The sequence below is a fragment of the Mesorhizobium sp. P2_F8 genome (genome assembly GCF_056403655.1).
In genome coordinates, this window is the sequence record NZ_JBFUFB010000031.1 from 1 (window position 1) to 24,473 (window position 24,473).

Consider the following 24,473-nt stretch of genomic DNA (forward strand, 5'->3'; position numbering starts at 1 on the left):
GCGCGCGCCACAGCGAGTTGGACAATGCACGGAAGTTTTCGAACGGCATCACCGCTGTGCTCTATGCATTCAACAGCGGCGCGTCGACTGTCGTCATATCGGGCATCAATCCCGGCTCGACCGGCCATGTCTACAACGAGCTCGGCTTGAGGAGGCTTCATAGCGACATGGACAGCTCGATCTTGCTGAAGCTACGCGGCCGTGGCGCCAATCTCTTCACGGCCGATCCTGAAGTCGCGGTATCAACCGGGCTCACGCTGTGGCAGGGCGCCGGCGGCCGATCGGAACCTTTACCGCAACTGTCTCGCAAGCCGCGGTTCAATGTTTGATAGTGATGACAGACCTGAACGAACTCGGGCCGCCCATTCCCGGCCAGCGCCAAAGTGGCAAACCGGGGCATGAGCGGGAGTATTTCTACCCTTGCCCGATCTGCGGCCAGTCGGTCGATATGCGCGACCTTCGGCCAATCATGTGGCATTCAAGGCCTGGACACAAACCGTTCGATCTCGGGGGCCATGAACGCAAAAGGCCCGCCATGGAGGAAGCCATGACGGGCCCCGAAAGATGCCGAAACAACTTTCGTGCACCCGCGTCACACAGGTGCGTACGCAAAACGAGCCGAAAAACAGACCGTTCCAGCATGCACAAAAAAGCCCGCCACCATCGGCAACGGGCCAAGCGCCTCACGCTTCACAATACAGCGTCGGCTGCCGCTAGTCGGCGCCGCCGAGTTGCTTGGTCATTCTACAGAAATTGTCATGCTCCTTGGCAATGGCCTCGTCGCCACATTCCTTCATCATGCCGGGGGCAAATTGAGCCGTGGCTGTGCCTTACCCGCCCTGCCATGTTCCTGACTGGTGGATTAGTTTGGAATTCTGATTATGGAAGCGGAAGAAATGCGGGCGATAGCCGACACGCTCATGCGTAAGGCATTTAAAGAGGCTCAGCCGTGTGGCTTAGCCGACGGGGCGGAGTATTCCCTCAAAAGGCGTGACCTCTATATCGGGCAGTCGCGGCCTCCACAACCATCGCTTGATCTAGGGGGGCATCGCGCTGTGCAAGCACCGGCCACATATCAAACGCCGTTGTCAGGCCGGTTGTCGGGGCGACAGCCATTGCTAACTGATCGCACGCCGTCTCGGTCGCTATTTGCCTGTCCTCATACTGTCTGGTCTAGGTTGGCCCCGTGTGATGAAATAGTCTTAGGTTTCCGAGTATGCGGGCGCGAATTGATCGCTCGCCAAGGCGGGCGATGCGCCATGGCGAGTTGTGGGTTAGAGAGGCTTGGAGTCCCCGGCGATGATGATCATTTCTTCCAAAATGCTTCGCTCCCTCGTCGGCGCATGGGTGGCACTGGCTGTGGTGTCCATATCACCTCGCCATTCATTTGCAGCGCCCAAAACGGCCGTTGCGACGAACGACTTTCTCAATAGCATCGGCGTCGTTACCACGTTCCCCGATCGAGGCCAGCCTTTGGCTAGGACTGTCGAAATGGTCCGCTATTGCGGCTTTCGATGGGTAAGGGCGGGAATAGAAGGTCTGAGCGACAAGGGCCCAACAACCATCCAGACCTTTCTGGATCTACATCGCGAAACCGGCGTGCGCCTGAGTTGGGGATTGGTCAGTGGTGGGACTGATGTGAAGAGGTTGGTCGAAACAGGTAAGGTGCTTGCTAAAGCTGGCGCGCTACTCGCGTTCGAGGGCGACAACGAGCCGAACAACTGGGGTGTCACCTATCAGGGCGAGAAAGGCGGCGGTGGGGAGCCTTCATGGATGGCGGTCGCAAAGCTTCAGCGCGATCTTTACCAGGTTGTCAAAAGTGATCCGGTGCTTGCGACGTATCCTGTCTGGTCGATCTCCGAACCCGGCGCGCAGCGAGACAACGTTGGCCTTCAGTTCCTTACGATCCCGCCCGGCGCCCAAACCAAGATGCCGGACGGCACGACGTATGCCGACTACGCCAATGTGCACAACTACATCTATCACTCACATTCGCCGTATCCAGCGGACAACAAGACGTGGCACGCTGGCGATCCATCCGCTGTATCCAAAGTGGACGGGCTATTCGGCAACTTCGGCGTCACGTGGGCGAGAGGGTTTCGAGGTTACACCCAGGAGCAACTCAATACGCTGCCGCGTGTCACTACCGAGACCGGGACCACCATCGGAGGTCCGGTCACGGAGCAAATGCACGGCTTGAATTTGATGAGCTTGTACCTCGCGCAGTATAAGCGCGGCTACGCCTATACATCGGTCTATCTGTTGCGGGACCGTACCGACGAAGACGGCAACCAATCTTTCGGCTTCTACAAGGCTGATTATTCACGCCGCTTGGCCGCGATCTACCTTCACAACCTTACGACGATTTTGGCGGATAAAGGCATCCCCGCCAGACCCGGCCAACTCGACTTCACGATCGCAGACCAACCCGAGACCGTTCACGATCTACTCCTGCAGCACAGCGACGGCACGTTCCAACTTATTGTGTGGGGCGAACGGTTGAGCGGTCAAGATCGTGTGACGGTCCATTTTGGCGAGACGCGCGCGTTGGTAAGAACCTACGATCCAACAATTGGCGTTGAGCCTGTCGGAACACTGAGCAACGTGCGTTCGGTCGAAATTTCGCTCAGTGACCATCCGATTGTCATCGCGCTTTCACCCAGCCTGTAATGATGGAGCCGTCTGCGTGAGGACTGTGTCAGCGGCGGTAGCAGAATTCTGCTCTGGAAGTTCTCCCGGATCTCCTTCGCAATGGCCAAAGCCTTCGCCCTGTCCTTAGTGGTCAGCACCGTGCGCCATGGTTCACCTCGCTGCTGAAGCGTTTGGTCGTTGAGCAGCAACCAAGACAATCAGCGACTACTGGGGCGAGCAGTGGCGTGCTGGTCCGATCAGGAGATAATTCCCCGAGGGCCCCGGCGTAGCCGGAACTGGCGGGTACCGCAGCATTTCTTGAACTTCACACCTGAACCGCAAGGACATGGATCATTGCCGCCGCGTTGCAGCCGGCCGATCAGGGGGAGTATCGCTGCTGAAGGCAGGAGCGCCGCCGCAAGGGCAGCCAACTTGGCCGAGATTCCAGGTACGACGAGGCGACGACCGGATTTGAACCCTCGCCACGCGCGTTCGGCCACATCCTCCGGATCCAGCGTGGGCAAGATACTGAAGAGTGGCGTCTGATAGGCGCCGGACCTTTCGAGAAACTCCGTCGACACCGGCCCTGGTGCTACACATGTGACAGTCACACCGGTTCGGCGCAATTCCTGATGAAGCGCCTCTGAGAAGAAGCGCACGAAACCCTTGCTGGCGAAGTACAAAGCCATATAAGGCCCGGGAACGAACCCGGCCACGGAACTGAGATTGAGCACCCCGCCCCGCCCGCGCGCCACCATTCCCGGCAGAAAATGGAGGGTCAATTCGCTGAGGGAATGTATGTTTAGATCGATGATGCCGAGCTGGCCATCAATAGGGAGCGCCGTCGCCGCGCCCCGTAGGCCATAACCTGCGCTGTTGACCAGGACATCACAGACCAGGCCGTGTGCGGACAGAAAGTCCTCTAGGCGCGTTGGCGCATCGCCTGCCACGAGATCCAACTCGAGCGTGAATGCCTCGCCACCCCCCTTCCGAACCTCAGCCGCCGCGGCGGCCAAACCCTCGGGCGAGCGGGCAACGAGCACAATCGCACCGCGCTCTCGTGCAGCGACGCTCGCAATCGCCCGGCCAATTCCACCCGAGCCGCCAATTACGACGACGGCTGGCCGGAATTCACGGTGCGAAATCATCTCGCGTTCCTCTGTCTTGAAGGAGCGGCAACACCTAGACCGAGCAGCAACACTTCATCGGCGATAGCGCCGTTCAGAATCTTTTCGAACCTCTCCAGCGCTCGTGCGACGTTCGCTCCATCCATTACCCGGTGATCGTAGTGGATGCGGACATTCACCGATCCATCTTCGCCGATCGGACCGTAGTTCAGAAGCGTGGTCAATGGTGTGAGCGGGTTGAGCGATTCCGCACCGAGGCCTGAATAAACGGACAGTTGGAAGGTACCGAAGTAATTTGCCCTTTGCCGGGCGATGTTCAATCCCAGCCACATAAGCAGCCACCTGAGAGGCGCGGGCGCACGGGCCATGCGCAACGCACGCCGGAACTCCGTGACCTCCAGGATCGGCCGTGACCGAGCTGCGTGGATGGACGCCTCAAGTTCTGTGATAGAGTAGCGCTCAGGGCCCTTGATGCAGCTCAACAGAACGGCCAGCTCGCCCTCATATTCGCGCTCGTGGGCAATCGAGGCTACGCTTACCGGATACTCGTAAAGCTGCGGCCAGGGCAATTTGACATAGGCGCGTCGAAGCTCGGGCGTCTCTCGGGCGAGAAGCGCGTATCCCTTCAGGAAGATCGCGGTCCAGGAGGGCCTGGTCTGCTGCGCCATTCTAGCCCTTACGAGTGGGCCGAGGTTCATCTGACGCTGCACCGCGACCCGTGGCACGCCGATCGAAAACCTCATCAGATCGCCAACAAGGCGCCGGGGCGCCGATAGCTTGAGGGCTCGGCCTCGCATCAAACGGACCTCTAATAAAGATAAGGGACTATTCGCTTGGTCTTTTCCATATAGGCACGGTATTGCGGGCCGAAATTCTCCAGCATCATACGCTCTTCCTTGTCCACTCTCAGCAGGAAAAGGACTGCGAACCCAATCAACCCCGATATGCCCGCAATCCAGTTCGCCAGCAGAAAGGCCTGGGCGAGGCCCATGAGCAGGAACGAGGTATACATCGGGTGGCGGACCAAGGCGTATGGTCCGGCGCAGATGAGTTCATGCCGTTCGCGAATCTCCAGCGTAATCGACCAGTTCCGGCCAAGTTCCTTGTGGGATCTGCGAAAAACCCATAGCGCGGAGCAGAAGATGATTGTGCCGAGAGCCAGGGTCCACGCGCTGGCCGGGTGGTCAGCCGCTGCGGGCATGCCGGTGACAACATAGAAGGCAGGCAGGATTGCGAGGCCAAACAGAGCAGATGCAAGCCCGACGATGTCGGAACGTGAGCGGTAGCCAGTTACAATTCGCACGCGCCTCGCCCGGCGCTCGAAGGGATACCGGATCACGTACCAAGCAACGATGCCGATCACCCAAATGACCTCGCCAAGTGAGGCTGCCGCAATGCTCACGTCAGGTCACCGGCGCCCTTTCTGCGATCGCGATTGTAGCAGCCCCTGAGTATGGCCACTTCACCCATCGCCTCGATTTCGTAACCGGCCGACCTTCAGGCGCAGCGATCCTCTCCGATTTGGTCCGCAGACGCGAAAGCCGGAGGGGCAGTACCGAACGCATTCGGTCCCATTCATCCCTCGAATCTTTGCTATGTATTCATCTTCCGAAGCTCGGTTATAAATTGTTGGGGCCGGAGCTGAATGGCGGGAGTCTTATATCCCATGGAATGCGCGATGTCCGCCACGAAGCCGTTGCAGTTCAAGACCGTCGCCTGCCAGACATGCGAGCTCGCCTGCAGCTTGCGGATGTAGGCAACGACTTTGTCGTATTCGGCCCGGGTCAATATGATTTGCCAGCTTGCGGATCTGTATGGTTCTTCCAGATCACCGTCGCTCCACCCGGTTTCGGCTGGCACCGGCACGAAATGGCCCAGAACATAGGGAACCGCACTGTTCGAAGCCGGGTGAAGGCCCGCGACTTGGGGATCAATCATTTTCCCGGCCCGGTCTAGGCGCCCAAAAACTGCGTAGGTGTGGCCGTAGCTTAGGGCGTAGCGGGAGCGGAACTCGATGAAGTACCGCTCGTCCTTTTTTTGAGGCGCAGCTCCGCCATCGGCAGAAGATACGAAATTCGGCTGGGGCGGCAGGTCTTTCGTCTGACATGCCGCTGCCGGGAGGGCCACCAACGCCACAAGCAAGAGACGGCTATTTACAAGCGTCATCGCCGCGTCCATTCCCCGAACTTCACAAAGCACAGACCTAATAACAGCCTATGCCCGCCAACCGCGCGGCAGGCTATGAAGCCGGCCAAAGCGTATGTATGGGGAAGGGCTTGGCACCCTTCCCCATACAAGCCGGTCCTTACTTAATCACTGGTTGCTCTACCGGAGCGGGTTCCGGCGGCGGGGCCTTCCCCTTTCCTTTGCCGATCCAGTCGGTCGCGCAGCCGCTCAGGCTGGCAACGGCGAGCACAGCAACCATTGCAATCAATATCCTGCTCATCAAGCAATCCTTTCCCCGAGGGCGGAATAGCCGATACAATCGCCACAAATAACTTGCGACCGCACTAAAATACTCGCGAACTGCATCAAGGCCTAGTGCAGAAATGACACAGATGGCACTCGGTGGCCGGGCGGCACGTTTACGTGACGTGCTGGCAGAATTCACCATCGGCCGGAGATCAGGCGTGCGACGCACCTCAGACTATCAAATAACCACCACCGTCGTGCCCAAAGGGGTACGGTCATAGAGGTCAATGATGTCGTCATTTATCAAACGGATGCACCCGTTCGACACCTCAGTGCCTATCGTCCATGGCTCGTCTGTGCCATGCACCCGGAAGTGGGTGTCGCGCCCGCCTTGATAGAGATAAAGGGCACGCGCACCAAGCGGGTTGTTTGGTCCGCCGGGGACCCCCCCTGCATACTGCACCAAGCGCGGCTTGCGCTTCATCATGCTGGCGGTTGGTGTCCACGACGGCCATTCCGCCTTGCGGCCGACGGTCGCTGTACCCTTGAACGAAAGTCCCTGCTCGCCGACGCCGACGCCGTAGCGCGTCGCCCACCCGTCCCTCTCGACGGCATAGAGGAAGCGTTGCGAAGTATCGACGACGATCATTCCGGGCGGCTCGCTTCCAGAATACCTCACTCGTTGCCGCGTGAAGCGAGGATCCAGGCCACTCCTTGCTGCGAACGCGGATGAAATCGGCTCCGCCGCCTGTCGTAACGCTGACGTACATCCGGAAACCATCAGAGCCAGACTACCCAGCACGAGCCCCCGGCGCGCAATGTGGTTATTGTCCATTTCTACCTGCTAAGAAAATGGTCAGCCTACCGCCGTCGTCTCTAACACTCCAAGGCCCCTCGGCCAAGTCTACGCCTTGCCCGAACTGACCTAGAACAACCGGAACCAGGCGTTGTTGCGTTGCCGACCGGCCACGCTCGCCAGACCGCTTCACTGGTGTGATGCCTAGAAATCCAATCAGACCGGCTGCTTGATGTAAACCTTTCATCCGCGTTAGGCGCCACGCAGGTTGGCTGAGGTCGTCGGGCGCCAGGAGAGTTCACAGGACAGACAGGGACCTTGGCTGCAGAAATCTGCTATGAACAAGCCTCATGCGACAACCACCTGGTTCCATTCGGTCATGAAGCAGTGGGCATAAGGAAAGAGATGAAGCCTGACTTCCAAGATAAGATCGCGATTGTGACCGGCGCAGGCTCCGGAATAGGAGCGGCTGTTTCACGGCAACTCGCGCAAGAAGGAGCCGAGGTTGTTGTTGCCGACCTTGATGCCGAGGCTGCGCACAGCAAAGCCGCCGAAATACGCTCGCAAGGAGGTAGGGCCCACGACTTTGCGGTCGATGTCACTAATGCGGCAGCTGTGGAAAACCTGGTCGATTTCACTGTTGAAAAATGCGGTGGACTGGATATGGCGGTCAACAATGCAGGTATCGATGGCGTTCGAAAAGCAACGGCGGACTATCCCCTCGACAACTGGCACAAGCTGATAAACGTCAATCTAAATGGCATTTTCTACTGCATGAAATACGAGATCGCCGCCATGTTGGATCGGGGCGGAGGCGCTATCGTCAATATGTCTTCCGTTCTCGGTTCCGTCGGATTGCCAACGGCGTCCGCATACACGGCAGCGAAACACGGGGTCGTTGGACTGACCAAGGTTGCGGCGATGGAATATGCGAGATTGGGAATTCGAATCAATGTCGTCGGCCCCGGCTGGATCGAGACACCACTTTCGGAGCAAGTGGAGGCAGCAGCTAACCGGCGCATGGCAGACCTCCAGCCGATGGGCAGGCGCGGGAAACCGGAAGAGGTAGCTGCTCTTGTGTGCTTCCTCTTGTCCGATCAGGCTAGCTTTATTACTGGAAGCTACCATCTGGTGGACGGAGCTTACACCGCCCATTAGCCGCAGTCGCGCCGCAGTTCGTCTCAGCTCTTGAATAGCGGGCGGGCCGCGCCGAGACGGCGTCATGCTATTGCCGCCCGTCGACGATGAGACGCGCATCTGCACGGAGCGAGGCGGAGTTTGGTGAGTCGACCTAAGCGCGGTTCCGGCGAGGCCGGTCGTCATCAACGTATCCGAGGCGCATTTCAGTTGCCGTCATGGCGCCGCTCCGTGGAGAAGGTTGGATTCCGGTTCCTTTCCCTCTACCACTCAAATCTCCCGCAATGTTCTCCGCGGAAACCTGGCAGCCCAGAAAGCCCGCAGAACTGCGGGCTTCTGGTCGGAAAGCTGTGGAGCGTACATCGTAAGAGGTTTGCTCTCTGTCGGCCGGTATTCTCCAAAGCTGGGGACTGCGCCTTTTTACTCCCCAGCTTTCTCACATTGAAAAAGCTAGGTATTTTAGGCTCGAAGCTTGGGATCGTTTGCGGCGAGGCCGCTCGAAGGGCTGGGCGGAGTCTATTGCGAGAGTTCCAACGTCGCGTTGGCCGTGCCGGCCGACTCCCAGGAGATACTCGGCGTCCGGCCCTGGGCGATCGCGCCGGATTTGGCTGAGCGACTCTGGTTGGTCAGCAAAAATCTGACTGGTGTGGCGTTTCGACCAAGCGCATAAGTGCCGCCAAGCCGCAAAGATGTTCACTGGCAAGTACGAGCATCGGCAGATCGAAGTCGCCGGTTCGTGAGACTGTTAGGCGAGCCATGACGGCGTGAGCGTGATTTCGCCCCAGCGAGGTGGCCGACGTTCTGTTCGCATGACCTTCCCTAAAACCATGGAGGGCGCGAAGTAGCCGTTCGTCGGCGGAGCAGTGAGCGACTGCTATTCACGCAATCGCAACCTCCGGCAAGATCGCCAGCAAGTCTGCTCTGAGGATGTGCAAAGCCGTTTGGCCTAGGCTATTGGACCGGCAAGGTCCGCCATTCGCTATCCTACGAAAACCTTCGCGAGAAGAGACGCAAAGATCCTGCCTAAAAGCCAGGTTGTTTCATTGCCGCCCTCCGCGGCCTCGCCTCGCTCGGCTTTGCCACGCGACAGGAGAAGACGGGCCATATTCTATTAACCAGCAAGGGGCGGACTTGGTGGGATCATAGCTTCCGGTTTTCTTTCACTGATCGATATGATCCCGTGCTTGAAGAAGACAGTGCTGGTTTCGCTGCCAGGAGCGCCTAATTCTGCCGAAACGACAACGAGCTCGAAGTGTCCGTTTGAACTGAGCTGATCCACAAGGCTTTCCAATGGTGCGTTTTCGCTCTGGCCGAGATGCTGTCTTCCGTCAATTGTGGTCACAATAAAATCTGTCACACTGACCTCCTACCAGCCAATCAGGACAACGAAGTCACAGGCTCGACCGACGGTCCAGACCGTGGCGTTTTGCTCTCTTCGGCTATCACCAACAGCGCTTCAAGGGTCAGCGCAATGCCTGACATCAGCGCGGAAATATCGGTGTTGCCGCCGGGCAGTGCGAGTTCCGCCGCCCTGGTTTGCATGCTGGTGCTGAGTTCCTTCAGTTTCAGGCACAGGTCGTCGTCCATGACATTCCTCCGTTAGCTGGATGTCTAACGTATCGACGAAGGGGAAGTTGCCCCCACGCGTCTAATAGGCTGTCTTTCGCCGTTTAGGTCCTTGGTTTTCACAAGGACCTTCCTTGGCTTCCCGAAAAGCGCGTGTAGCTTGTCCGCGACCTCAATAACCGCAGAGAAAGCTGCATAGAAAATCGACATGGTGTCGCCTGCAAGGCCGTTGTGAGGTCAACGCTGACCTCCATCTCAAGACCCCATGGTTGGCATTTGCCGCGAGACGATAAGCTTCATCGCGCGGCAGTCCGATCAAGGTTCGACCCGCGAAATCGGCCGGCAGACCGAAAATCCCATCGAACACCGCCCACGTCCCCGACGGTTCCTGTACAACCGAGAACCTCATCCAGCGCTCCCCACAATCGGCTCAGTGCTGGACCGTCGGATCATAGTCGCTGGTTTCATACGGGAGAGTATTTTCCCCTTCGAACAGGATGTCTTTCCTGCGAGCGAAGGCGATAAGCACCCCACGAGCTGTCTCGGCGTCGACGTCACCGGTCAGCGCTGCCTTACAGGCGCGTATCGCGGCCCTTTGCTCAGGACTGTTTCCGCACCATTCCGTGACGAACTGATATGCATCGGCCACGGTGTTGAGTTGACGAGGGAAGCCAAGACCGACCCATACGCGGACGGGCTTTTCAAAAGGCTTCGCAAGCATAGTGACCTCCTTAGCTCTTGGCCGGCAACCCGGCTCCAGTTTGATGAATGGCCGCAACGCGGCGTGAAAAGAATTTGTGAAGCGCTGGCATTTTTTCAAGGGGCTACGCGCCACGATTCGCAGCTGTTACCAGCGGGCGTTTCCAACCGCTAATTCCTCACGGGGAGTCGAGTTCCTTGGCCGCCAGATACATGACGGCTGCGGCTGCTTGTCTACGCTCCCAACCGGCCGCTTCGATCTCCAGATCATCCTTCGCCGTACTGCCTTAATGCTCCGCAACGTCTCTGGCGTGCCACTGGAACCGGCAACAGAGGATGCGCTGAAGTCCATAGCTGCCGAGATGGGAATCGGTCAGTCAGAACTCATTCAGATCGTGCTGCGACAGTGGCTGGAAACGAACGCCTATCTGCCGGTCCAGATGATCTATGAGGAAAGCGAGACAGACGGGAGCGCTTAGTCGGACTTCCGCCGTGTGTCGCGGAAGCCCAACCCGGCCGGCGCTTTCAGGCAACCTTAGGGTGCCGCCGGCCACTACTCAATCGACTCGAAGGTGGGACCGCCCTCGCCTTCGACGTTCAACCCAGATTTAGCCGCCCATCATCTTTGCCATAGCGCAAAAATCTGCGTGCGACCTGTTGAGTGTGGTGTCGCCGCATCCTTCAACACCGCCTTCTGTTCGTCGGGTTTCATCGCCATCCATGCGGTCTTGAAATCCCTTCCGCCTTCAACGGTTTTCATGCCGGCATCGGTGAAGAACGGCGACATCTTTGCCGGATCGTCGAGCGCGGATGTGCTGCCAGCAAGAGCCGAACCAGTCATCATCGCAAGCGCCATCGCGCCCATTGTGAGCATCTTGATGTTCATTGTTTAGTTAGGTCATTGACCTTCCGGAAAAACATCATCTGCTGAAGCCGGTTCCCAGCGCCTGCGTCTTATGTTCCGCCCGATCAGGCTCAAGCTCCCGCAGAGGCGCGCCGGGCATTATCCCCAAAAGGTTGTATTCCGACAACTCTAGCGAGAACGCTATGCTCACTTCTCGGCGCCGCTTCCCTCAAAGCGCCGCCGGTAAAGGCTCGGCGCCCTCTGGTTTGTTCAGTGTCAAAAGAGGGGCGCCGGGTCGCGCCGACTGACGTCCTAGGCCGCGCTCCTTCGGTCAAGGCCCGCCGCCCACTTGCGAGCGGCGGGCCCACCCACCCGACCTACAGCAGGTGATGGAGGGCATCATCTGCCGCATCGAATAAACAATTAGAAGTATCTAATGTTCCAGCGTAGCTGATGATACATGCCGCAGTGCTGGGCCGGCCAGTCCGGTCCCGCTGCCCTGATGTGTTTCAGCCACTCCGAACTCCGCCGCGAGCCTTGCTCGAACTGACCAAGGCTGGGCTGTCGTCGACATCGCCTGCCAATGTGAGCGCGGACCGGACGGCCTCGATCAGAGCAGATGGCAGACAGGGCTTTGCAACCCACTCGCCCGTGAGGAATATCGGGTGATGGAAGCCAGAGTTGGCAACGCTTGCCGAATGGACGACGAACGGAACGTTGCGACTGTAGAGCAACTGGGCGATTTCTATGCAATCGCCATCCTGCAGCTCGATGTCCATGACCACCACATCTGGTGAATGAGCACGAAACCAGCCGAGCGCGGCCCTGTTAGATGAAAAAGTGGCTGCGACCTGGAAGCCTGCGTCGCGCAAATGGTCTTCGAGATCCACCGCAACCAGCGCTTCGTCCTCCAAGATGACAACCGCTGCAGCCGTCCGGCCGTCCATGGCTTGGCCCTCCGTGGATTTGCCAGGAACATTTTAACATTTCTTGGAGGGTTCGCTACTTCTGTACGGAATCGTACGCTCGGCTTGGACCTGCGCATGTTAATCACGTGGCGGTCTGGGTTGAGGTTGCCCCCTTCGAGCGGTGCTCCTTCTCCACGTCGAAATTTAAATGTCGGCTGGCATGAGAGGTGGCCCGCTGCCAGGGCACGGCAACGGGCCTTTGACACAAGCCGGACAAGGATTTCTGAGACGGGCATCCGACCGGCATTTTCAACGAGGGATGCAAAATTTTGTTCCCGCGCCGTTTGCATAAATTAGCACGCGCTTGACTAAGCCTTGGACATGGTGCGGGGAATTGCATTGGAGATTTGGTGGCTGTGACAGCCACCGTGCGAAGGCGGGTCAATGACGACCACCGTCAGCGTCTCGATTCCGTCCTACGATTTTCCGCACTCGATCCGAGATTCATCCAAGGTCAAACGCGGCCAGCAGCTAGAGTTGACTGGTGAGGTCATGCGCATCGATGACAAGACCGTGACGATCGCCCTGGGGCCGCTGGTGACAGTCGCCATCGACAAGGCGCGGCTGGCAGAGAGGCAAAATCTCTGTTATTTGGGTAGGTGGAACAGCCATTGTCGTCTGGCGTTCGTCGCGGTCGTGTCCGTGGACTACATGAGCAACAGACGGAAGCCACACTGAAGCACTAGCGCTTCTTAGGGTTTCGGCGTGATCTCCTCGATCCGCACCTTGTCGCCAATCTCCCTTACTGGGCTCCTCTACCCAGCGTTGATCGCCTTGGAGCTGGCATGGGCGATAACGTGGAAGATGCTCTCAATGAGATCCTTTTCGCGGAATGGCTTGCTTAGCAGCGGGACGTCCGACGGACGATCGGCAATCGCGCTCGCATCAGCGTATCCGGTTATGATTACCGCTGGCCAATCCGAGCGGAGATTGCGCGCAAACCGAATGACCTCCACTCCGGATACCAGTGGCATAGCGAAGTCTGTGACGATTACGTCGAAATCATGTGGCGTCCGTTCAATAGCCGCCAGTGCCTCGGCGCCCCCTGCTGCACAGGTCACGGAGAAACCCCGCTGCCGCAACGATTCAGCTGTCAGATGCCGAAGTGCGCTGCTGTCGTCAATCAGAAGGATCGAAGGGCGTTCGTTGCCCGCATAGACCAGAATTGGCTCTTTCGCGGATTCAACCACATCGCGGGCAGGCTGCTCGACCGAACGTGGCAACCACAGCTCCATGGCAGTTCCGCGTCCAACAACACTGTCTATGCGGAGCGAACCGCCGGACTGCTTCATGAAACCGTAAACCGTGCTGAGCCCTAAGCCCGTGCCTTTGCCGACTGGCTTTGTGGTAAAGAATGGTTCGACCACCTTGGCTAAAATATCCGGCGCGATGCCGGCACCGGTGTCCCTGACAGCGATAACCACATAGTCACCAGGCGCCAGGTCTTCTGATGCCGTCGTAATCGTCCTATTTTGCGCGTGCACGCTAATTGTTCCACCCGATGGCATGGCGTCGCGTGCGTTGAAAACCAAATTCATCAAGGCGAGTTCAAGCTGCCCGGCATCGACAAGAACCGGCCAAACCGCATCATCGATCCGCCAGTCGAAGCGGATTAGCCCTCCCAGGACCGGAGCGACCAACCCGTTCATGGTGTCGCCAAGCGCTGCAAGCCGCACGGCTTCCGGCTTCAGGGTTTGACGCCGCGAGAAGGCGAGCATTCGCGTAACAAGGTCAGCACCTTGTTTTGCAGTCGCATCAGGTCGAGAACCTGTTGTGACTGATCATCCAACGTCCCTTGACGTTCTAGCAGTCCCAATCCGCTGAGAATTGCGGCGAGCAGATTGTTGAAATCATGAGCCAAGCCGCCCGTTAGCTTGCCGATTGCGTCAAGACGCTGTGATTGTAGCAGCTGATTTTCAAGGCCGCGCCGCTCGGTAAGATCAAGCAACGTGCCCCGTATCTCCGGGTCGCGGCCATCAGAGCCGTTCGACATCACACCTTGATCAAGAAAGATGCGATACTCACCATTGGCGCATTGCCAGCGGAATTCGCACGTATAGGAGCCGGTGATTTTTGCCCCGCGAAGTGCCTGTTTCAATCTTGGTAGATCGTCGGGGTGGACCCGGCTGAGGCCGAAGGCCGGATCGGCGGTCAGATCTTCGGCCGAAAACCCGGTCAGGCGCTCGACACCATTGGTCACAAAGCGCGTCGCGAAGGGTGGCTCGGCTGCACGCGCATGGAAGCAGACAGGCAGCGAACTCAAGATAGTATCCTGCCGTTCCTCCGCGCTGCGCAGAGCCCGCTCGGCCTGGAGCTTTTCCTTCTGCGACTGCAGCGCCTGCGCAAGCAGCCCTTGTTCGACCGCCGCCTTTCGCTGGATCTCCAGTGTCTTTTCGTGAAGCTCGACGAAAACCGCGACTTTCGAACGCAGCATTATCGGATCGAATGGCTTGAACACGTAGTCGACCGCGCCGGCATCGTAGCCGCGCAGCATATGGGCGTCCTCTTTGTTGATAGCGGTGAGAAAGATGATTGGCGTGCGCTTGGATTGCTCGCGCTTGCGGATAAGCGCGGCCGTTTCATAGCCGTCTATTCCCGGCATAAGCACATCCAGCAAGATGACAGCGAAGTCCTCCTTCAGCAGAAAGCGCAGGGCCTCTTCGCCGGATTGGGCGCAGATGACGTCCCCGGTTGTAGCGAGAACTTCGCTGATCGCCAGCAGATTGCGTTCATCGTCGTCCACGGCAAGGATGCGTGCTTTTGCGGGCCGTTCGGCCAGTTGCAACGCCTCAAGTTTTCTGACCCTGTTTCTGGGAAGCTTTTGCATGGACCGGCCGTCAGTTCGCTGCCATGAGCATTTTTTCCGGAGTCTCGGTGCGTGACCGAGAACGACCGATCCAGACGCGAAGCAATGCCAGCAGCAGGTCAAGATCGACCGGCTTGGCGATATAATCGGAAGCACCGGCGTCCAAGCATTTTTGCCGATCGCCCTTCATCGCCTTGGCGGTAACCGAAATGAGCGGGATGTGGGCAATCGACGGCGTTCCTCGTATGCGCCGCATCGTCTCGTAGCCGTCCATCTCCGGCATCATGATATCGATCAATGCCGCGTCGACGTCGGGGGTCTGTTCCAGAAGCGCAATGCCGTCACGGCCCCGCTCAGCGTGCATAACCTGTATGTCGTAGGTCTCCAGGACGCTGGTGAGCGAGTAGATGTTGCGGATATCGTCGTCGACGATGAGAACCTTCGCCCCCGCCAGATCGGACTTGCCGTTCTGTTCGGTTGCGCCCTCTTCGCGTCCTTCTCCCGGGAGTGTTGCCGACATATGAAGCGAGAGCTGGGCAAAATTTTCGGCCCGGGGCGCATTCGCAAAAGCCGGGTTCAATGCCAGCACCTGTTCAAGCGCATCCGGATGAGGGGCAAAGAACAACAACTGCGGTAGGCCGTCGCCGAATTGGCCAGTAACCTCGTCCAGCGTTTGTGCGTTGTCCTTGGCAGAGCGCCCAAAGCCAAGCACGATAGCGTCATACGAGGCCACGCCAACGTCGTCCGCATTTGCCGCGAGACGACCGACCGCAGTGACGGAGGTCACGCCGTCGCGGATCGCTTCGACAAGCGATAACCGGCGATCCGGATCGGCATCTGCGACCAGCACGCGGCGCTGGATACGAAGCTTCTTGGAATGGATGTCCTGGAACACCTTGATTAGTTCATCAGAGGACACCGGCTTGGTTGAAATGCTGGACGCTCCCTTGCGCGCAAGACTTTCGATGTCTTCCGCACCTGARATSACGTGGACGGGAATTCCCTTGGTCTTCTGGTCATGACGCAACAGATCGAAAAGCACCCASCCGTCGATGTCCGAAAGCCCGAGATCAAGCGTAATTGCGTCGGGAACGAGCTTACGGGCCAGTGCAAGAGTGCCGGAGCCCGCGTTCGACAAGACGCCTTTCAACTCGGCCGCGCGTGCGAGACCAAGCAGCAACCCTCCAAAGGTCGGATCGTCTTCGACGATCAGCACAACCCGGTCGGTCGGAGATATGGAATCGCGGTCGTCGATCAGCTCTGCTGAAGGCTGACTGCCAAGCGATGCCGACACTGCGACGGCGTCCGTCGGAGGAAGCAGGGCTGATTGCGCCGCCGCCACCCGGGGACCGGCGAATGGGATGACGAGAGTAAACGTCGACCCTTTGCCCGGTGTGCTTTCGACCCGCAGTTCGCCGCCAAGTAAGCGTGCGATCTCCCTGCTGATCGAGAGCCCGAGCCCAGTACCGCCATATTTGCGGCTGGTGGTGCCGTCGGCTTGCTGGAAGGCCTCGAAAATCAGCTTCTGCTTGTCTTCCGGAATACCGATGCCGGTATCGGTCACAGCGATCGCGAGCGCCTTCGCCGGGTGCGCGGCGCTGTTGCGCCGCCCGGTCTTCTCAACCCGGAAATTCAGACTGACTTCACCCTCCGAGGTGAACTTGAATGCGTTCGAAAGCAGATTGAGGACAATCTGCTGCAGTCGCTTCTCGTCCGTGCGAACGGTATCGGGAAGTGCCGGGTCGACCTTGATGGTGAAGCCGAGGCCTTTGTCGGCCGCAAGCTGACGAAACGTGCGTTCCATATGCTGGCGCAGATGCGACACCGGCATATCGTTGATATCGATGGAAACCGTACCAGACTCGATCTTCGACAGATCGAGGATGTCGTTGATGAGGCTGAGAAGGTCGGTTCCGGCAGAGTTGATAGTGCGTGCGAACTCGACCTGCTTTTCGTTGAGATTGCCCTGCTGGTTGGTCGCAAGCAGGTTTGAGAGAATGAGCAGCGAGTTGAGCGGTGTGCGCAGTTCATGGCTCATGTTGGCCAGGAACTCGGATTTGTACTTGGACGTAAGCGCCAACTGCTCGGCCTTCTCCTCCAATGCGCGTCGCGCCATCTCGATTTCGAGATTCTTGTTTTCCACCTGCTTCTTTTCGTTTTCGAGCAGCTGCGCCTTTTCCTGCAGCTCCTCGTTCGTCGCATGCAGCTCTTCCTGCTTCTTGGTCAGTTCCGTCTGACGCGCTTGCAATTCCGAAGTCAGCAGCTGCGACTGCTTGAGCAGGCCCTCGGTGCGCATCGTTGCGGCAATGGTGTTGAGAACGATGCCAACGGACTCCATCAGCTGATTGAGGAACGACTGATGCGTGTCGCGGAATTCGCCGAACGAGGCAAGTTCGATGACGGCTTTCACCTCGTCCTCGAACAAGGCGGGGAGGATGATGACGTTGGCAGGCGATGCGCTGCCGAGACCAGAGGTGACGCGCAGGAATTCAGGCGGCACATTGTCCAGCATGATGGCACGCTTGTCGGCTGCACTTTGCCCGACCAGACCCTCGCGCAGATCGAGGCGCTGCTTGATGGACGCCTTGCTTTCGGCACCATAAGACGCCGCCAGCTCGAGATAGGATTCCTCCTCGTCTCGATTGGTTACATAGAACACCCCGTATTGCGCGTTCACCAGAGGAGCGAGCTCGGACATGATCAGCCGCGAAACGGTCGCAAGGTCGCGCTCGCCTTGCAGCATTCGCGAAAACCGGGCGAGATTGGTCTTCAACCAATCCTGCTCGGCATTTTTCAGCGTCTGATCCTTCAGGTTGCGGATCATTTCGTTGATGTTGTCTTTGAGGGCGGCGACTTCGCCGGAGGCTTCGACGCTAATCGAGCGGGTCAGATCGCCCTTCGTGACGGCCGTTGAAACCTCAGCGATGGCGCGCACCTGGGTGGTCAGATTTGCGGCGAGCTGGTTGACGTTGTCGGTCAGATCGCGCCAGAGGCCGGCCGCTCCCGGCACGCGCGCCTGTCCGCCGAGCTTGCCCTCGATACCCACCTCACGAGCCACGTTGGTCACCTGGTCGGCAAAGGTGGCCAGCGTTTCGATCATCCCGTTGATGGTGTCGGCCAGAGAGGCGATTTCACCTTTGGCGTCCACTGTCAGCTTGCGCTTGAGATTGCCCTGCGCCACCGCCGTCACGACGTCGGCGATGCCACGCACCTGATTGGTCAGGTTCGTCGCCATCAGATTGACGTTGTCGGTCAGGTCTTTCCAAGTGCCGGCGACACCTTCGACACGAGCCTGACCGCCAAGCTTGCCTTCGGTGCCTACCTCACGCGCGACCCGGGTCACCTCGCCGGCGAAGGAGTTGAGCTGGTCCACCATGGTGTTGATGGTCGACTTCAGCTCAAGGATTTCGCCCTTCACGTCGACCGTGATCTTCTTCGACAGATCACCGCGTGCGACGGCGGTCGTCACTTCGGCGATGTTGCGCACCTGACCAGTCAGATTCTCGGCCATGGAGTTCACATTGTCGGTAAGGTCCTTCCACGTCCCGGCAACGCCGCGCACCTGCGCCTGACCGCCGAGCTTGCCTTCGGTCCCAACCTCACGCGCCACGCGCGTCACTTCGCCCGCGAAAGAGTTGAGCTGGTCGACCATGGTGTTGATGGTCGATTTCAGCTCGAGGATTTCGCCCTTCACGTCGACCGTGATCTTCTTCGACAGATCGCCTAGCGCCACCGCGGTCGTGACCTCGGCGATGTTACGCACCTGGCCGGTCAGATTGGCGGCCATGGCATTGACGTTGTCAGTCAGGTCCTTCCAGGTGCCGGCAACCCCGCGCACCTGTGCCTGACCGCCCAGCTTGCCGTCGGACCCGACCTCGCGGGCGACGCGTGTCACTTCCGACGCGAAAGAATTCAACTGGTCGACCATCGTGTTGATGACGTCCTTGATCTGCAAAATCTCGCCCAAGGCATCAACAGTGATCTTCTGTGTCAGGTCGCCCGTCGCGATGGCTGTCGCCACCTTCGACACGTCGCGCAATTGTACGGTCAGATTGCCGGCCATCGCATTGACGTTGTCGGTCAAGTCCTTCCAGGTGCCGCCAACGCCTTCGACATGAGCCTGTCCACCAAGCTTGCCTTCCGACCCCACTTCGCGGGCGACGCGCGTGACTTCCGAGGCGAAGGAATTCAACTGATCGACCATCGTGTTGACAGTGTCTTTGAGCTCCAGGATCTCGCCTTTGACGTCGACGGTGATCTTCTTTGACAGGTCTCCACGAGCGACCGCCGTCGTCACCTCGGCGATGTTGCGCACCTGCCCGGTCAGGTTCGCGGCCATCAGATTGACGTTGTCGGTCAGATCCTTCCAAGTGCCGCCGACGCCCCTCACCTCGGCTTGGCCGCCGAGCTTGCCTTCGGTGCCGACCTCGCGCGCCACGCGGGTGACCTCCGAGGCAAACGAGTTCAGCTGATCGACCATCGTGTTGATGGTGTCCTTAAGCTCAAGGATTTCGCCTTGTACCGCCACGGTGATCTTCTTCGACAGATCGCCCGAAGCGACCGCCGTCGTGACCTCGGCAATGTTGCGCACCTGACCGGTCAGATTCTCAGCCATGGAGTTGACGTTGTCGGTGAGGTCCTTCCACGTGCCAGCGACGCCGCGCACTTGTGCCTGACCGCCGAGCTTACCCTCGGTCCCAACCTCACGCGCCACGCGGGTCACTTCGCCAGCGAACGAGTTGAGCTGGTCAACCATGGTGTTGATGGTCGATTTCAGCTCAAGGATTTCGCCCTTCACATCGACCGTGATCTTCTTCGAGAGATCGCCCAGCGCCACCGCGGTCGTGACCTCGGCGATGTTACGCACCTGGCCCGTCAAGTTTTCGGCCATAGAATTCACATTGTCGGTCAGATCCTTCCATGTCCCGCCGACGCCCTCGACGCGCGCCTGGCCACCGAGCTTGCCTTCTGTGCCGACCTCGCGAGCCACGCGCGTTACTTCCGACGCGAAGGAATTGAGCTGGTCCACCATCGTGTTGATGGTGTTCTTCAACTCGAGGATCTCGCCCTTAACGTCGACGGTAATCTTCTTCGAGAGATCGCCCGAGGCAACCGCGGTGGTGACCTCTGCGATGTTGCGAACCTGTCCGGTCAGGTTGGTCGCCATTGCGTTGACGTTGTCCGTAAGATCTTTCCACGTCCCGGCAACGCCTTTCACGCGCGCCTGGCCGCCAAGCTTGCCTTCGGTGCCGACCTCGCGTGCGACGCGTGTCACTTCCGAGGCGAAGGAGGCCAGCTGGCCGACCATGGTGTTGACGATCTTGCCGATGCGCAGGAATTCACCGCGCAGCGGTCGGCCGTCGATTTCGACCATCATTGTTTGGGAAAGGTCCCCCTTAGCGACCGCGCCGATGACGCGGGCAACCTCGGCTGTCGGCTGAACCATGTCCTCGATCAGATCGTTGACCGACCTGACGCTGGACTCCCAACTCCCAGTGGCGTTTCGAACGCGACCGCGCTCGCCTATCCGCCCATCCTTGCCGACGACCCTGCTGAGCCGCTCGAACTCACGCGTCACCTGATCGTTGAGATCAACAATTTCATTGAAAGTCTCTGCGATCTCGGAATCCAGACCTTCGTAAACGTTGTCCATGCGAATTGAGAAGTCGCCGCGCCGAAAGGCTTTCAGAGAATTCAATATGCTTCGACGGTCCAACTGCTTTTTGGATGCCTGCACGGTCACAGCGCCACTCCCAGCCTTGGTGGATTCTATGTTGGATGAAAATGCCCCCGCGGCGAGATGGTGCACCCCACCGCAACGCCGAAAACGTACCAGTCTGGATATGGTTCCATGTTGGTTGTCAGGCTTCGAGCTTTCGATGCTGAGCCGTCAGCAGCCTGCGCTGTCCCGACGTGAGTCATCGGCTTCATCACGTCACGGACGGCCAAGGACAAGCAAAAGCGCGGTCATCGTTGCGCTGGCGCACGCAACCGCTATCAGCGCTACAACGCCACCGGAGTTGGATTTTCGCTTCGCGCGAAAGGGAACCTCTGTTGTGGGCGAAGCACTGTGAACCAGAGCGTCCAGATCGGACCGGCTGCCGTGTCGAACGGAATAGGCGCGAGTGAATTCGGCTCCGAGAAGAAAGATCTCCGATGAGTAGTAAACCCAGAGGAGGATGACGAGCAGTCCACCGGCGGCACCATATGAGGATGCGATCGCACTGGTGCCGATATACCAGCCGATAAGTGACTTTCCGAGCGTGAACAGAGCAGCGGTCACAACAGCACCAATGGCTACATCGCGCCATTCTAGGGTCCGATCGGGTAACACTTTGTAAATTGCGGCGAACAACGCCGAGATCAGGAAAAACGAAACGATGGCGTTAATCACGCCGAGTACGATGGTTACAAACGGCAGATAGGCATTGATAAAATTGCCCAGAGCCGAAATGGCGGCACTTGCAATAAGAGAAACCAGCAACAGGAAGCCGAGCGCGGCCACCAAGCCCAGACTGGCGGCGCGGGCCCGCATCAGACGCGACAAGGAACTGCCTTGCGGCTCGACCTTCCAAATTGTGTTCAGCGATTGCTGCATTTCGCCAAAGACGCCAGACGCGGCCACCAACAAGGTGACTAGCCCGATTACTGTAGCCCAGGTGCCGTACAGCTTGCTCGATGCACTCTCCAGCGCGGTCTGAAGGAGATCGGCGCTTTCTGGCCCCATCAGTCCTGAGATTTGGGCAGACAAGGCCACTTGTGCGGCATCATGACCGAAAGCGAGACCCGCGATAGCGACCACAATCAGCAGGATCGGCGCCAGCGACGTGGCGGCATAAAAAGCCATCGCAGCACCATGACTAAGAGCATTGTCGTTGATGAAGCCGACTACGCTTTCTCGCACCAATTGCCACACATTTGCGAACGAGGGCTTCACTTTAAGTCCGTAGCCAGGTGAGTTTAAATAGCGTCATTAGAATGCGCCAGAACTCCCGATGTTCCGAACGGGTCGCGCCATTGGGTGCGACCGCTAAAATGCGCAAAGCCAGGAGGTGCTCTGGCTTAATCGGCTGGCTTTTCAACAGTATCCTGCATATCGCCCTTGAAGTTAACTTTCGTGCGTTTCTGCACCATAGACGCGAGGTCTTCGGCATCCCAATTGGTCAGCCGAATGCACCCATGCGAAAAAGTTTTGCCGATCTTGCCTGGTTCGGGCGTGCCGTGAATACCGTAGCTCTCGATTGAGAGGTCGATCCAGATCGACCCCACGGGATTATTCGGGCCGGCAGCGATGGCAAAAGGTCGCTTGGTCTTGACCCCCTTGAAAGCGAAGTCCGGATCATAGTGATAGGTAGGGTTGTGCACCACACGTTTGACCTCCGCCGTGCCGCTCGGCGCCGGCTTCTCGCTGCTTCCGATTGATGCGGGGTAAACGGCTATCAATTTGCCGGCTGGATCGAGCACGCGCACCAGGCGAGCGTCCTTGTCCACCTCAACGCTGATAACGGCAACAGGAGGACCGCCCCGGCCGACATCGGGTACCGTCAAGATCACGCCGGCCCTTCCGAAGCCGGCGCGGGGATTGAGCCTTCTCAGCAATTGTTCGCTAATATGGAAGCGTTCCGCCAGCTTCTCTACCGCGTTGCGATAGCCCAGCCACGGCAGACCGGCCATCCTCTCCATGCGGGCCGGAATCCGCCTGGTAAAGGGCCCGCGTACATCCTTGGGTGTCAATTCGTAGGTCACCAGGACGGGGTTGGCGGAGGTCGCCATCAGCTTGTTCCAAGTCTCCAGGGAGAGCTTGCCATCGGAGGGAAATCCGTTAGCGGCCTGAAAGGCGCCAACCGCCTTGGCGAAGTTCTCTGAAAGCTTGCCGTCGATCTGGCCCGGCGAGAAGCGCGCGCGATCCAAAAGAACCTGCGCCTTGAGGACGGTCGGATCAATGCCCTTCGGTTCGCCGGTGCCGAATTGGGCCTGATTGACGACGGTTGGCGTCAGTTTGGCCGCCTCTGTTTGGCCGCATGCTAGGATGAGTGCGGCGGCAACGACGAAAAGGAGCCTGCACAGCGAGTCAATTCCGGGACTGGCCTGGAACGTCCTTCCATGACGTGGAACGGCCCCTCTGGTTCTGATCGCAAACCGCTGCTTCATCGGAATATCCTGTGGAGGCCCGCTATGTGGGTCTGACGAGCCCCACTGCGTGTTGCACTGTGGGCGGGACTGCTTGTTGCTGCCGTCATGCGGGCCTCATTGATCTGGGCAGCTTCTTCTTCGAGCATCACAAGCTTTTCCCAGATCTCCTCCGGGTCGGCATGTTCCAACCCGACAAGGTCGTTTCGGGTTTCGTCAAGTGCAATGATGATCTCATTGAGTTTGGCGTGAATGGCGGCAGTGTCGCGATAGCCCTGCATAAGGACAACACCAGTGATTGCGATGGCCGCAACCGAAAGGGCGTATGTAACCATATTTGTCATGCCAAAAGGTACAAGCGCCGTGCAAAGCACCATGGCTATGAGCATCAGATAGAAACCTGGAGGCCGCGAAAGGAAATCGGCTGCGACGAAAAGGAAGCTGTTCACTCTAATCGGGCTATTTATCATAAGCTGGCCGAGGCGAAGACAGCGAACAGCGCGGTGACCGCCACGCAAATAGGCACAGCTAGAAGTAATCCCGCCTCAAGCAACCGGGTCTTCTTGTCGCTGACCGCTTCGCTGAAGATAGAGGGCTCGCACGCTTCAACAAAGAGAGGCGAGCGAACCCAATCGGCGCAGGAAGGGACATAGCTGCGACGATCTGGAAATTTAGCCAAGAAATATTCCGATCGCGAGAAAGGTGACGGCGGCCGCGAATACCGGAGCGAGCAACCAACCGCCTGAACAACACTTCTATCCACCTGATTTCTCCGAACTTTTCCGGAGAAACAACATCCCTGAAGGCAGGCCTGTTCCACGCAACGTCACGGGTAAGACCATTGCGTCTTTTGGTGGGACTTTAGCCCCATGCCTCGGCGTGTAAGCAAAGCGATTAGGCGATGGCCTTTCGTTCGGCTCATCTTCAGCGAGAGATCGAGATGGATCCGCAACCTCAGTCCGGCGCAGCGATGAGTCGAAACTCCTGCCGAGACGCTCAAGGTCGCGCCATGACACCTCAATGACTCGCTGCGAAAGCATTCATTCCTTTTTTGATTGCCCTCCGAGCTTCCGCACCGTTCTGCCACCCCTTGAACTTTATGGTCTTGCCGGTTCCAACCACGGACGAGTGAAAGAACAGCTCGATCTCGCGCCGCAAGTCATCGGGGACATGATCCGCCGCCGGCTCGTCGGGAGCATCTTCTTTGTGGGGACACAAGACATAGCGGTCGTTGCGCAGGACCTTCCCGCCCTCGTCTTTTTGCTTGACCCGCAAGGCGCCCAGCAGATCGCATTTGATCACAACGCCAGGCGCGGTCGATGCCTGATGGATCACAAGCCCATCCAGAGGGTCACCG

General features: G+C 58.6%; 22 protein-coding genes and 2 pseudogenes. 5 read left to right on the forward strand and 19 right to left on the reverse strand.

Annotation, left to right across the window (positions count from 1 at the left end; translation table 11 throughout):
- A pseudogene (locus AC1DZP_RS33855) lies at positions 1-329 on the forward strand (membrane-anchored protein); the annotation flags it as partial.
- A gap of 970 nt (positions 330-1,299) precedes the next feature.
- Positions 1,300-2,670, forward strand: a complete 1,371-nt coding sequence (locus AC1DZP_RS33860; protein WP_477226496.1) for a glycosyl hydrolase — start codon at positions 1,300-1,302, stop codon at positions 2,668-2,670.
- A gap of 218 nt (positions 2,671-2,888) precedes the next feature.
- Here AC1DZP_RS33860 and AC1DZP_RS33865 read toward each other — a convergent pair whose 3' ends face one another.
- From AC1DZP_RS33865 to AC1DZP_RS33890, 6 genes are all read right to left on the reverse strand, one after another.
- Positions 2,889-3,779 carry an SDR family NAD(P)-dependent oxidoreductase gene (locus tag AC1DZP_RS33865; protein ID WP_477308461.1) on the reverse strand — a complete coding sequence of 297 codons (891 nt, stop codon included), beginning with the start codon at positions 3,777-3,779 and terminating at the stop codon, positions 2,889-2,891.
- Positions 3,776-4,555, reverse strand: a complete 780-nt coding sequence (locus AC1DZP_RS33870; protein ID WP_477308463.1) for a hypothetical protein — start codon at positions 4,553-4,555, stop codon at positions 3,776-3,778. Before AC1DZP_RS33870 ends, AC1DZP_RS33865 begins: the two co-directional genes overlap by 4 nt.
- Before the next feature lie 11 nt (positions 4,556-4,566).
- On the reverse strand, positions 4,567-5,154 hold the full coding sequence (locus AC1DZP_RS33875) for a protein-S-isoprenylcysteine O-methyltransferase (RefSeq protein ID WP_477227068.1): 588 nt from the start codon (positions 5,152-5,154) through the stop codon (positions 4,567-4,569).
- A 197-nt stretch (positions 5,155-5,351) separates the two neighbouring features.
- Entirely contained in the window at positions 5,352-5,924 is a 573-nt protein-coding gene (locus tag AC1DZP_RS33880) for a hypothetical protein (protein ID WP_477226493.1), read from the reverse strand.
- Between the two features lie 139 nt (positions 5,925-6,063).
- Entirely contained in the window at positions 6,064-6,204 is a 141-nt protein-coding gene (locus tag AC1DZP_RS33885; protein WP_477226492.1) for an ABC transporter, read from the reverse strand.
- A 204-nt stretch (positions 6,205-6,408) separates the two neighbouring features.
- Positions 6,409-7,005, reverse strand: coding sequence for a L,D-transpeptidase (locus AC1DZP_RS33890; protein ID WP_477226491.1), 597 nt, complete (start codon positions 7,003-7,005; stop codon positions 6,409-6,411).
- A gap of 366 nt (positions 7,006-7,371) precedes the next feature.
- Between AC1DZP_RS33890 and AC1DZP_RS33895 the strand changes: the two genes are divergently transcribed.
- Positions 7,372-8,124 carry an SDR family NAD(P)-dependent oxidoreductase gene (locus AC1DZP_RS33895; protein ID WP_477227067.1) on the forward strand — a complete coding sequence of 251 codons (753 nt, stop codon included), beginning with the start codon at positions 7,372-7,374 and terminating at the stop codon, positions 8,122-8,124.
- A 1,090-nt stretch (positions 8,125-9,214) separates the two neighbouring features.
- Here AC1DZP_RS33895 and AC1DZP_RS33900 read toward each other — a convergent pair.
- From AC1DZP_RS33900 to AC1DZP_RS33910, 3 genes are all read right to left on the reverse strand, one after another.
- Positions 9,215-9,460, reverse strand: a complete 246-nt coding sequence (locus tag AC1DZP_RS33900) for a hypothetical protein (protein WP_477226490.1) — start codon at positions 9,458-9,460, stop codon at positions 9,215-9,217.
- 20 nt (positions 9,461-9,480) lie between these two features.
- Entirely contained in the window at positions 9,481-9,690 is a 210-nt protein-coding gene (locus AC1DZP_RS33905; RefSeq protein ID WP_477226489.1) for a hypothetical protein, read from the reverse strand.
- A gap of 409 nt (positions 9,691-10,099) precedes the next feature.
- The gene (locus tag AC1DZP_RS33910) at positions 10,100-10,390 is read right to left on the reverse strand and encodes a DUF982 domain-containing protein (protein ID WP_477226488.1); all 291 of its coding nucleotides are present in this window, start codon (positions 10,388-10,390) and stop codon (positions 10,100-10,102) included.
- A 76-nt stretch (positions 10,391-10,466) separates the two neighbouring features.
- On the opposite strand from AC1DZP_RS33910, the gene AC1DZP_RS33915 reads away from it, so the two are divergent.
- Complete coding sequence (locus AC1DZP_RS33915; protein WP_477226487.1) at positions 10,467-10,847, forward strand: hypothetical protein; 381 nt, start codon at positions 10,467-10,469, stop codon at positions 10,845-10,847.
- A gap of 129 nt (positions 10,848-10,976) precedes the next feature.
- Here AC1DZP_RS33915 and AC1DZP_RS33920 read toward each other — a convergent pair.
- Both AC1DZP_RS33920 and AC1DZP_RS33925 read right to left on the reverse strand, forming a co-directional pair.
- Positions 10,977-11,254, reverse strand: a pseudogene (locus tag AC1DZP_RS33920) (hypothetical protein).
- 467 nt (positions 11,255-11,721) lie between these two features.
- The gene (locus tag AC1DZP_RS33925) at positions 11,722-12,159 is read right to left on the reverse strand and encodes a response regulator (protein WP_477226486.1); all 438 of its coding nucleotides are present in this window, start codon (positions 12,157-12,159) and stop codon (positions 11,722-11,724) included.
- 405 nt (positions 12,160-12,564) lie between these two features.
- Here AC1DZP_RS33925 and AC1DZP_RS33930 point away from each other — a divergent pair, with 405 nt between their 5' ends.
- Positions 12,565-12,858, forward strand: coding sequence for a hypothetical protein (locus AC1DZP_RS33930; RefSeq protein ID WP_477226485.1), 294 nt, complete (start codon positions 12,565-12,567; stop codon positions 12,856-12,858).
- Between the two features lie 77 nt (positions 12,859-12,935).
- On the opposite strand, the gene AC1DZP_RS33935 is transcribed toward AC1DZP_RS33930, so the two are convergent.
- The 8 genes from AC1DZP_RS33935 to AC1DZP_RS33970 form a co-directional block, all read right to left on the reverse strand.
- Positions 12,936-13,898 (reverse strand): ATP-binding protein, encoded by a 963-nt coding sequence (locus tag AC1DZP_RS33935; RefSeq protein ID WP_477308465.1) that lies wholly within the window; start codon positions 13,896-13,898, stop codon positions 12,936-12,938.
- Entirely contained in the window at positions 13,868-15,007 is a 1,140-nt protein-coding gene (locus tag AC1DZP_RS33940) for an ATP-binding response regulator (protein WP_477308467.1), read from the reverse strand. The genes AC1DZP_RS33935 and AC1DZP_RS33940 overlap by 31 nt, the downstream gene beginning before the upstream one ends.
- Positions 15,008-15,017: 10 nt before the next feature.
- On the reverse strand, positions 15,018-20,723 hold the full coding sequence (locus AC1DZP_RS33945) for a HAMP domain-containing protein (RefSeq protein WP_477227066.1): 5,706 nt from the start codon (positions 20,721-20,723) through the stop codon (positions 15,018-15,020).
- 198 nt (positions 20,724-20,921) lie between these two features.
- The gene (locus tag AC1DZP_RS33950) at positions 20,922-21,923 is read right to left on the reverse strand and encodes a YihY/virulence factor BrkB family protein (protein WP_477308469.1); all 1,002 of its coding nucleotides are present in this window, start codon (positions 21,921-21,923) and stop codon (positions 20,922-20,924) included.
- A 125-nt stretch (positions 21,924-22,048) separates the two neighbouring features.
- Entirely contained in the window at positions 22,049-23,053 is a 1,005-nt protein-coding gene (locus tag AC1DZP_RS33955) for a L,D-transpeptidase family protein (protein ID WP_477308477.1), read from the reverse strand.
- A gap of 80 nt (positions 23,054-23,133) precedes the next feature.
- Positions 23,134-23,565, reverse strand: a complete 432-nt coding sequence (locus AC1DZP_RS33960; protein ID WP_477308471.1) for a low affinity iron permease family protein — start codon at positions 23,563-23,565, stop codon at positions 23,134-23,136.
- Between the two features lie 17 nt (positions 23,566-23,582).
- On the reverse strand, positions 23,583-23,795 hold the full coding sequence (locus AC1DZP_RS33965; protein ID WP_477308473.1) for a hypothetical protein: 213 nt from the start codon (positions 23,793-23,795) through the stop codon (positions 23,583-23,585).
- A 338-nt stretch (positions 23,796-24,133) separates the two neighbouring features.
- Positions 24,134-24,473 (reverse strand): inorganic diphosphatase (locus tag AC1DZP_RS33970; RefSeq protein WP_477308475.1); only part of this gene is annotated, 340 nt, incomplete at its 5' end.

Bases quoted from the DNA above. Each gene is read 5' to 3' on its own strand.
- AC1DZP_RS33860 (WP_477226496.1), top strand. From the start codon at position 1,300: ATGATGATCATTTCTTCCAAAATGCTTCGCTCCCTCGTCGGCGCATGG.
- AC1DZP_RS33865 (WP_477308461.1), bottom strand. From the start codon at position 3,779: ATGATTTCGCACCGTGAATTCCGGCCAGCCGTCGTCGTAATTGGCGGC.
- AC1DZP_RS33870 (WP_477308463.1), bottom strand. From the start codon at position 4,555: ATGCGAGGCCGAGCCCTCAAGCTATCGGCGCCCCGGCGCCTTGTTGGC.
- AC1DZP_RS33880 (WP_477226493.1), bottom strand. From the start codon at position 5,924: ATGACGCTTGTAAATAGCCGTCTCTTGCTTGTGGCGTTGGTGGCCCTC.
- AC1DZP_RS33885 (WP_477226492.1), bottom strand. From the start codon at position 6,204: ATGAGCAGGATATTGATTGCAATGGTTGCTGTGCTCGCCGTTGCCAGC.
- AC1DZP_RS33890 (WP_477226491.1), bottom strand. From the start codon at position 7,005: ATGGACAATAACCACATTGCGCGCCGGGGGCTCGTGCTGGGTAGTCTG.
- AC1DZP_RS33895 (WP_477227067.1), top strand. From the start codon at position 7,372: ATGAAGCCTGACTTCCAAGATAAGATCGCGATTGTGACCGGCGCAGGC.
- AC1DZP_RS33905 (WP_477226489.1), bottom strand. From the start codon at position 9,690: ATGGACGACGACCTGTGCCTGAAACTGAAGGAACTCAGCACCAGCATG.
- AC1DZP_RS33910 (WP_477226488.1), bottom strand. From the start codon at position 10,390: ATGCTTGCGAAGCCTTTTGAAAAGCCCGTCCGCGTATGGGTCGGTCTT.
- AC1DZP_RS33925 (WP_477226486.1), bottom strand. From the start codon at position 12,159: ATGGACGGCCGGACGGCTGCAGCGGTTGTCATCTTGGAGGACGAAGCG.
- AC1DZP_RS33930 (WP_477226485.1), top strand. From the start codon at position 12,565: ATGACGACCACCGTCAGCGTCTCGATTCCGTCCTACGATTTTCCGCAC.
- AC1DZP_RS33935 (WP_477308465.1), bottom strand. From the start codon at position 13,898: ATGCTCGCCTTCTCGCGGCGTCAAACCCTGAAGCCGGAAGCCGTGCGG.
- AC1DZP_RS33940 (WP_477308467.1), bottom strand. From the start codon at position 15,007: ATGCAAAAGCTTCCCAGAAACAGGGTCAGAAAACTTGAGGCGTTGCAA.